Source organism: Propioniciclava sp. (assembly GCF_036744435.1).
Lineage (GTDB): Bacteria > Actinomycetota > Actinomycetes > Propionibacteriales > Propionibacteriaceae > Propioniciclava.
Map to the genome: position 1 here is coordinate 1 of NZ_DAIOIA010000226.1, position 2,150 is coordinate 2,150.

The window sequence follows — 2,150 nt, forward strand, 5'->3', positions numbered from 1 at the left end:
GTGGTGGTCCCCGTGCCCGTGGCCCCCATGGCCGTGGTCGTGGGGCGGATGGTCGGGGCCACCGTGCCGATGGTCGTCGTCGGCGTCTCCATGGGGGGTGTCGGGCGTGGGCGCGAGATCCGCCGCGCCCACTCCGCCGCCATGGTGGTGCGCATGCTCGGCCCCGGTGTGACCGTGGCTGTGGCCGTGAGCCGAGTCCCGCTCGGGGGTGGCGTAGACCTGCCACCCCACCGCCAGTTCGGCGACGGCGGGGACCGGGACGGGAATGTCGCCATGGGCGGCGCGGACGCGTCCGGCACCGAGCCGGACCGGCGAGGCCGTCACCGCCGTGACCCCCAGGGTGCGCAGCGCCTCGCAACTGCCGACCACATCGGCCAGGGAGTCCAGCGCGCCGACCTCGTGGAAGTGCACGGCGTCGGCGTCGATCCCGTGGGCGCGCGCCTCCGCGTCCGCCAGCAGGCCGAACGCGGCCAGGGCCCGCTCGCGGGTGACGTCGGCCAGCGCGGCGGTGGTCAGTGTGGCCCGGATCGTCGCCCAACTCCGGTGCGGCGGATCCTCCACCAGGACGCGGACCCGTGCCTTGGTGGCCCGCTGCCCGCCCCGGACGACCTGCTCGGCCTCCAGCCGAACCGATCCGGGGGCGACGGCCTCGATCGCGGCCGCGACCGCTGCGGCGTCCGCTCCGGCGTCCAGCAGGGAGCCCAGGAGCATGTCGCCGGCGACCCCGGCGGAGATGTCGAACCACGCGTGCATGCCCGCCATTCTCGCCCAGGTTGTCGCACGCGCCCCCGCCGGTGTCGCCGGTGTCCGCGTGTTGCCCCGCGCTACCCTTCATCCGTGAGTTCCCAGCCGCCCCGGCCCCATCCCAGCGGCGCCGTCGCGCCGCGGATCCCGGCCAAGCTCCTGCCCCGCCACGTCGCGATCGTGATGGATGGCAACGGTCGCTGGGCCAAGGAACGCAATCTCCCCCGCACCGACGGCCACGCCCGCGGTGAGGCCGCCCTGCTGGACACCATCCACGGTGCCGTGGAGGCGGGGGTGCGGTACCTGTCCGCCTACGCGTTCTCCACCGAGAACTGGAAGCGCTCCCCCGACGAGGTTCGCTGGCTGATGGGGTTCAACCGTGACGTGATCCATCGACGCCGCGACGAACTCAACGACCTGGGCGTCAAGATCGTGTGGGCCGGGCGCGCCCCCCGGCTGTGGAAGAGCGTCATCAACGAGCTCAAGACCGCCGAGAAGATGAGCGCCCACAACACGACGCTCACCTTGCAGTTCTGCGTCAACTACGGCGGTCGCGCAGAGATCATCGACGCCGTCCGTGCGCTCGCCCGCGACGCTGCCGCCGGACGCATCGATCCGGACCGGATCAGCGAGAAGTCCCTCGCCTCCCACCTGTACGCCCCCGAGGTCCCCGACGTCGACCTGTTCATCCGCAGTTCCGGGGAGCAGCGCACCTCCAACTTCCTGTTGTGGCAGATGGCCTACGCCGAGATGGTGTTCCTGGACCGGCTGTGGCCCGACTTCGACCGTCGCGACCTGTGGCAGGCCCTCGACCTGTACGCCCGCCGGGATCGCCGCTACGGCGGTGCGGTCCCCAATCAGGTGACGCCGTGACCAGGCGGACGCTGCGTCGCCGGTTCAGTGCAGGGAGGCGTCCGGCTCGGTGAGCGACCACCGATGGAACCGGACGCTGAACCCCGATCGGGTCGGGGCGCACAGATACGGACCCGCCTGCAGCGACCGGGTGGCCTCCATCGGGCACAGCCGCACGAAGCGGAACGGTTCCTCATCGACGCGGGCGCGCACCGTCAGGGCATCTCCACTGCGGCTGACGCGGATGGTCACCCGGCGTCCATCCCAGTCCGGCACGGGAGCCGAGGACCAGTCCGACCGCCCCAGGGTCACCACGGCGCCCAGGTTCAAGGAGGCGTCGGCGAACTCGACGCCCGCCTTCACCCACGTCTCGGCATCGGCCTGCACGAAGACGCCCGCTTGGTCGAACTGTTCGGACAGCGCCAAGGTGAACTCCACCTCGACGGCACTCTCGGGAGGAAACGGCGCGAGCAGCGCGTGCTCGCTGTCGTGGATGAACCCGTAGGAGGTGATCCGCCACGCGTCCGAGCCCTCGGCGGCGCTCACCACCAGGT

The 2,150-nt window shown here is 71.9% G+C and carries 3 protein-coding genes; 1 reads left to right on the forward strand and 2 read right to left on the reverse strand.

What is annotated here, in order from left to right; translation table 11 throughout:
- A partial coding sequence (gene larC, locus V7E09_RS15430; protein WP_324523715.1) for a nickel insertion protein occupies window positions 1-753 on the reverse strand: 753 nt, incomplete at its 3' end.
- An 84-nt stretch (window positions 754-837) separates the two neighbouring features.
- On the opposite strand from larC, the gene V7E09_RS15435 reads away from it, so the two are divergent.
- Complete coding sequence (locus V7E09_RS15435; protein ID WP_324523716.1) at window positions 838-1,617, forward strand: isoprenyl transferase; 780 nt, start codon at window positions 838-840, stop codon at window positions 1,615-1,617.
- Window positions 1,618-1,641: 24 nt separating this feature from the next.
- Here V7E09_RS15435 and V7E09_RS15440 read toward each other — a convergent pair.
- On the reverse strand, window positions 1,642-2,150 hold a 509-nt coding region (locus tag V7E09_RS15440), incomplete at its 5' end, for a DUF1349 domain-containing protein (RefSeq protein WP_324523717.1).